Origin of the sequence: Actinomadura darangshiensis (genome assembly GCF_004349235.1) — a bacterium.
GTDB lineage: Bacteria > Actinomycetota > Actinomycetes > Streptosporangiales > Streptosporangiaceae > Spirillospora > Spirillospora darangshiensis.
On sequence record NZ_SMKY01000410.1, the window covers coordinates 1 to 6,366 of the forward strand.

5 protein-coding genes and 1 pseudogene are annotated in these 6,366 nt (G+C 75.7%); 3 read left to right on the plus strand and 3 right to left on the minus strand.

Annotation, left to right across the window (positions count from 1 at the left end; translation table 11 throughout):
* Nucleotides 1–169: 169 nt before the first annotated feature.
* Nucleotides 170–1,507, minus strand: a complete 1,338-nt coding sequence (locus E1293_RS50395; RefSeq protein WP_132205303.1) for a VWA domain-containing protein — start codon at nt 1,505–1,507, stop codon at nt 170–172.
* A 55-nt stretch (nt 1,508–1,562) separates the two neighbouring features.
* Nucleotides 1,563–2,294 (minus strand): TetR/AcrR family transcriptional regulator, encoded by a 732-nt coding sequence (locus E1293_RS43070; RefSeq protein WP_132205304.1) that lies wholly within the window; start codon nt 2,292–2,294, stop codon nt 1,563–1,565.
* A gap of 94 nt (nt 2,295–2,388) precedes the next feature.
* Between E1293_RS43070 and E1293_RS43075 the strand changes: the two genes are divergently transcribed.
* Together E1293_RS43075 and E1293_RS43080 are read left to right on the plus strand one after the other, a co-directional pair.
* Nucleotides 2,389–3,336 carry an ATP-binding cassette domain-containing protein gene (locus tag E1293_RS43075; RefSeq protein WP_132205305.1) on the plus strand — a complete coding sequence of 316 codons (948 nt, stop codon included), beginning with the start codon at nt 2,389–2,391 and terminating at the stop codon, nt 3,334–3,336.
* A 45-nt stretch (nt 3,337–3,381) separates the two neighbouring features.
* Nucleotides 3,382–4,152 carry an ABC transporter permease gene (locus tag E1293_RS43080; RefSeq protein WP_132205307.1) on the plus strand — a complete coding sequence of 257 codons (771 nt, stop codon included), beginning with the start codon at nt 3,382–3,384 and terminating at the stop codon, nt 4,150–4,152.
* A gap of 4 nt (nt 4,153–4,156) precedes the next feature.
* Here E1293_RS43080 and E1293_RS43085 read toward each other — a convergent pair whose 3' ends face one another.
* Nucleotides 4,157–5,149: an EamA family transporter gene (locus E1293_RS43085; protein ID WP_132205309.1), complete on the minus strand. Its 993-nt coding sequence runs from the start codon at nt 5,147–5,149 to the stop codon at nt 4,157–4,159.
* A gap of 146 nt (nt 5,150–5,295) precedes the next feature.
* On the opposite strand from E1293_RS43085, the pseudogene E1293_RS43090 reads away from it, so the two are divergent.
* Nucleotides 5,296–6,366 (plus strand): annotated as a pseudogene (locus E1293_RS43090) (hypothetical protein); the annotation flags it as partial.

Below are 6,366 nucleotides of genomic sequence, written 5' to 3' on the forward strand. Positions count from 1 at the left end.
GGCCCGGAGACCGGCACCATGGTGAGGGCGCCGGCCTGCTGGGGGGTGCCCAGGCGGTGCCCGGCGAGGCTGAGCGGGCCGGGGACGAGGGTGTCGAGCGCCGTCGGCTGCGCCATGCGGTGCTCCCTTCGGGTTCGCGCGCGGGCGGACCCTGCGCGCGGGGCGGGTTTCAGGCGGCGATGCGGGCGGTGAGGCCGTCGGCCTGCCGGTCCAGGACGTCCAGGCGGGCGTGCAGGGCGGCGCGCAGCCAGGGCGCGCCGGCGGCGCAGTGCCCGAACATCCACGGCAGCAGTTCGGCGAAGTCGTCCTGGTGCCAGAAGCCGCGCTGCGGCAGGGACGGGGCGGGGCGCCGCAGCGCCAGGTCGTCGCTGCCGGTGAACAGGGCGTGGCAGAACACCACCGGGACGGTGATCCCGGCGCCCGGCAGGCTCGCCGCGACGCGGGCCAGGTCGCCGGGGAAGACGTTCTCGTAGCCGTCGGAGACGACGGCGACCAGGTCGGGGCCGGTGCCGAGCGCGTCCAGGACGCCGGCGGCCAGGTCGGTGGCGCCGCGCGGGGCGCGCTCGTCGCCGCCGGCCTCGACGACCTCGACCCGGTCGCATACCTGCGACAGCACCATCCGCAGCGCGACGGCCTGGGACAGCACCGCCCATTCGCGGTCGCCGTAGCCGCGCATGGACGCCGAGGCGTCCAGCACCAGCGCGACCGTGCCGGGGAAGCGGGGGAAGGCGCTCGCGGCGTCGCCGACGTAGCGGCCGAGCGCGACGTACAGGTCCTCGGCGGGGCCGCCCCGGTAGAGGTGGACGAGGGTGGCGGCGATGTCGCCGCGGTTGGTGGCGGTGATGGTCGCGGGCCGTTCGCGGACGGCGTCGACGGCCAGCACCGGCTCGTCGGGCAGGGGCCCGGCCGGGTCGCCGGCATGCTCGCCGGCCCGGTAGAGGGCCTGGACGCGGGCGGGCGCGGCGGCGGGGTCGGTGAGGAAGCGCAGCAGGCGGCGCCGCAGGTAGTCCGAGGCGGTGTCGCCGGCGTCGATGCGGCGGGCGCAGCCGCGCGCGGTGGCGGTGCCGAGGGCGTGCTCGAAGCAGTCGAGCAGGGCGGGGCGGCGCGCGGCGATGAGCGCGTCGGCGCCGGGGTGCTCCAGGACGAACCGGAGCGCGGCGCGGGTGGTGTGCTTGTGGTTGGCGCGCAGCCGCCGCAGGGCGAGCAGGGCGGTGATGACGTGGCCGGGCGGCAGGCCGAGGGTCAGGACGCGGGCGACGCGGGCCTGCACGGCGCGGGTGCGGTCGTCGAGGCCGGCCTGGGAGGCGGCGAGGATCTGCAGCAGGACGCGGGCGCGCTGCCAGGGCCGCACGCCGGGGGCGAGGCCGAGCAGCGCGTAGCCTTCGGCGTCCTCGGTGTGGGCGGCGCGGTGCAGGCCGGCGTCGTCCCAGCGCAGGGCGGCGCCCCTGGGCAGGGTGAGGGCGGTGTCGTGGTGTTCCAGGTGGGCAAGGAGCGTGGGGGTGTCCATGGTTGTTCGCCTCCGCAACCATGGAGTCTAGGAATGATCGGGAGCGCCCCGACACTCATTTTCCGGTGGGCCGCTCCCCCGCGGCGCCGCCGGGTGCGGGGGGTGCGGCGGCGTATCCGCCGAGGCCGTGTTCGAGGAGGTCGTAGGCTCGGGCGGCGGCGGCGTAGACGTCGGCGCGCATCTCCTCCAGGGTCTCCCCGGCGCTCTTGCGGTCGGAGATCTCCTCGACCAGCCGGGTCTGCACGGCGAAGATCATGGCGGCGGCGACGCGGGGGGTGATGTCGTCGGGGCCGGCGCCGGTGTCCTCGGCGAGGAGCCCGGCGAGGTGCTCCTCGGCGCGGCGGATCATCTCCCGTCCGCGGGCCTTGAGGGCGGGGCTGTCGCGGACGGTCCTGGTCCACACCTCCGAGCCCTCGTGGAAGGCGGTCTGGTAGGCGCGGGCGTCCAGGCCCTCGAAGAAGCGGCGGCGGAACAGCGCGGCGGCGCTCTCGCCGGGGCGGCGGTCGCGGAAGTCGTGCCCGGTGGCCTCGATCATCTCGTCCTGCCGGTCGAAGAACAGGTCCTCCTTGGTCTTGAAGTAGTTGAAGACGGTGTTGACGGACACGTCGGCGGTGCGGGCGACGTCGGCGATGGTGACGCCGTCGAATCCGCGCGTCATGAACAGGCCGGTGGCGATGTCGGCGATGCGGCGGCGCGTCTCGCGCTTCTTGCGTTCCCGCAGCCCCGGCTCCGCCCGCGTCTCTGCCCGCGTCTCCGCCCGTGCGTCCGGGACGAGTTCCTCTCCCATGCTCGAAAATATACCTTCGCTGGAGTCACTGAAAATTTGGTGTGACTGCAAATTTGGGGTTACGCTACCGGGCGTCGACACGAGGAGGACATCAGTGATCGAGGCACGCGGGCTCGCCCGCACCTTCACCGGCGGGCACGCGGCGGTCGAGGCCGTCCGCGGCGTGGACCTGTCGGTCGCGCCCGGCGAGATCGTCGGGTTCCTCGGCCCCAACGGCGCCGGGAAGACCACCACGCTGCGGATGCTGACGACGCTGCTGGCGCCCACCGCCGGGACCGCGTCCGTCGCCGGGTGCGACCTGCGCACCGACCCGGCGGGCGTGCGCCGCGGCATCGGGTACGTCGCGCAGGGCGGCGGCACCGACCCGGGCGTCCCGGCGGCCGAGGAACTGGACCTGCAGGCCCGCCTGTACGGGGTCCCGGACCGGGCCGCCCGCATCGCCGCCCTGTGCGCGCGGCTGGACCTGGAGGGCCTGGGGCCGCGTCCGGCCGGGGCGCTGTCGGGCGGGCAGCGCCGCCGCCTGGACATCGCGCTCGGGCTGGTGCACCGCCCGCCGCTGCTGTTCCTGGACGAGCCCACCGCCGGCCTGGACCCGCAGAGCCGCGGCAACCTGTGGGACCACATCCGCGGCATGCGCGACCGCGACGGCACGACGGTGTTCCTGACCACGCACTACCTGGACGAGGCCGACGCCCTGTGCGACCGGCTGCTGATCATCGACCGGGGCCGCATCGTCGCCGAGGGCACGCCCGCCGGCCTCAAGCGCCGCGTCGCCGGCGACGTCGTCACGCTGGAACTGGCCGACGCGGCCGGCTGCGAACCCGCCCGCAAGGCGCTGTCGGAGCAGCCCGGCGTCCGCGAGGCCGCCGTCACCGGCACCAGTGTCCGGCTCACCGTCGAGGACGGCGAGAAGGCGCTGATGCCGCTGATCCGCGCGCTGGACGGAGCCGGCGTGGAGCTGGCCTCGCTGAACCTGGCCCGTCCCACGCTCGACGACGTCTTTTTCACCGTCACCGGCCGCACCCTGCGCGACGCCGCCTGAACCGGCGCCTGAACCGGCGCCGCCCGAAGTCAAAGGAGTTCCTGGATGCCCTTCACGCGGACGATGTCCGACACCCGGCTGATCTTCCTGCGGTACCTGCGGCAGACGCTGCGCAGCAAGGTCGCGGTGGTGTTCGGGGCGGTGCAGCCGCTGCTGTACCTGGTGCTGTTCGGGCCGCTGCTGTCGGACCTGGTCGACGTGCGCGGGTTCGGCGCCGGCAACGCCTGGCAGGTGTTCGTGCCGGGCGTGCTGATCCAGCTCGCGCTGTTCGGCGCCGGGTTCGTCGGGTTCGGCCTGATCGCGGACCTGCGGTCGGGGGTGGTGGAGCGGCTGCGCGTCACCCCGGCCAGCCGCACCGCGCTGCTGCTGGGACGGGTCCTGCGCGACACCGTGGTCATCGCGGCCCAGGCGGTGCTGCTGATCGCGGTCGGGCTGGCCCTCGGGCTGCGCGCACCCGCCGCCGGGATCGCCGTCGGGCTGCTGTTCGTGGTGTCGCTCGCGGTCAGCGTCGCGTCCCTGTCCTATGTCCTGGCGATGCGGATGCGCAGCGAGGACGCGTTCGCGCCAATGCTGTCGGCGGTGACGCTGCCGCTGATGCTGCTGTCGGGGATCCTGCTGCCGATGAGCCTGGCGCCGGGCTGGCTGGACGTGCTGTCGCGGTTCACGCCGTTCCGGTACGTGGTGGACGCGGCGCGGTCGGCGTTCCTCGGCGACTACGCCACGGCGGCGGTCGCCGAGGGCGCGCTGGTGGCGGCGGCGCTGCTGGCGGTGTCGGTGGTGCTGGGCGCCCGCCGGTTCCGCAGCGGGAACGCCTGACCTCTCAGCCTCCGAGCGCGGCGGTCTTCGCCCGCGGGGCCGCCGCCCCCTCCGGCGGGACGCCGGCCGGCGGGCCGGGGCGGGCGACGGCGGCGCGCTGGGCGATGTAGGCGCCGGCCAGCACGATCACGCCCCCGGCCACCTGCACCGGGGTGAGGCGCTCGCCGAGCGCGGCCCACGCGATCAGCGCGGCGGCGACGGCCTCGGTGTAGCAGATGGCGCCGCCGACCTGCGCCGACAGCCGCTGCAGACCGGCCACGCCCGTCAGGTAGGCCAGGACGGTGCTGACGATCCCGATCCAGGCGACGAGCGTCCAGCCGGGCGCGGTGTGCCCGCCGACGGGGACCTGCGCGGGCAGCACGTCCCACGGCAGCGCCCAGGGCGCGGCCAGCGCGGTGAGGGCCAGGGCGGCGACGACGCTGCCGGCGGAGGTGATGACGAGGGGGTCGACCTGCCCGGTGAGGCGGTCGACGATCAGGAAGTAGCTCGCCTGGCACGCGGCGGCGCCGAGCCCGGCGGCCAGCCCGACCGGGTCCAGCGACAGGCCCGTCCACACCTGCACCACCAGGGCGAGGCCGGCCATGGCGATCGCGACGCCGGCGGCGGCGGTGCGGTGCACGGGGGCGCGCCGCACCAGCCGCAGCCAGCCCAGCACGATCACCGGGCCGCTGAACTCCAGCAGGATCGCCACGCCGACCGGCAGCCGCGACGCGGCCACGAAGTAGAACGCCTGGCAGCCGGCGACGCCGGTCGCCCCGTACAGGACGAGGGCGCGCAGATGGGGCCGCAGCCCGCGGACCGCGGCCCGGCCCCGCAGGACCGCCGCGACCGGCACCAGCACGAGCGCGGCGACGGTGATCCGCAGCCACACCGCCTGCAGCGGGCTCAGCCCGGCCTCGATCAGGGCCTTGCCGAACGGCCCGGACGCGCCGAAGCACACCGAGGAGAACACCGCCAGGCCCAGGCCCCAGGCACGGGTGCGCGCGGCCCCGCCCATCGTCACCCCCGTCGCACCGTCCGCCCGAGTGAACCAACGCTAATGAGCATCCTTCCATAACGGTCCTTACACGTCGATGGCGGGGCTACCTGCCCGTAACCCGTGCGATGCCGGACGCGCCGCCCGCTGCGACTACTATTCGCCGGATGAGCTGGCAGGCGGCCGGGGCGGGGCCCGGCGGAACCGGAGGGGGCCAGAGCGGCGACCTGTTCGCCTCGGTCGAGGGCAACGTGCGCGAGCTGGTGGCCTCGCCCTGGTGGCAGACCGCGCCGCCCGCCGACCGCGCGGCGCAGATCAACGCGCGGATGCTGTGGGGCGCCGGATCCCCCGTCGTCCTCACCGAGCACCCGCTCATCGAGTCGTTCATCCCGTTCCTGACGACGTCGGCCGACCAGCTGCACTGGATGATGCCGCCCGACTTCGGCACCCTCGCCGGCTACTACGTCCACCGGCTCGGCGCCGGCGACGGCGGCGGCGCCGCCCACATCGCCCGCGTCATGTACGAGGTCGCCGCCGGGCTGCAGGCCGACCCCCGGTTCCGGCCCGGCGCCGACGCCCTCGCCGCGGTGACGGCCGCGTCGCTGCGGATGGTGAACCAGGACCTCGCCACCGTCCGGTACGGGCCGGAGGCGATCCTGCAGGAGTGGCGGCGCCGCTGCCCCGCCGAGTTCGCCACCCCGATGGTCCGCGACACCGCGCCCGGCGAGTACCTGCGGCTGGCCCTGTACGACCTGCAGGAGATCGTCGCCGGCCTGACCGGGCCGCGCCCGGCGGCGCCCGGACGCAGCCACGACGAGGTCCGCCGCGCCGGGATCGCGGTCCTGGCCGCCGACCTGCAGGCCGCGCCGGGCGCGCTGCCGGCGCTCCAGCGCTGGCTGGACACCGACAGCGCCCGGACGCTGCAGGCGGTGCTGGCCGACCCCGCCAACCCGCTGCGGTCGCTGTGGCCGCGCGACGGCCGGCTGCCCGACACGCTGCGCAGCGACGACCCCGACGCCCTCGCCGCGCTGCTGGCCACCACCTACACCCTCGGGCTGACATGGTCCCGGCTGGCGCAGGTGCCGCCGCCGGCGACGGGCTTCGCGGTACCGCAGGCGGTCGCGGCGGAGCTGACGTCCCCGGCGATGCACTCCCCGCCCTCCACCGACGAGCTGTCGGCCTGGGACATCATCAAGGCCGCCCGCGCCCACATGGCCGCCGAGCGCGCCTCCTCGGCC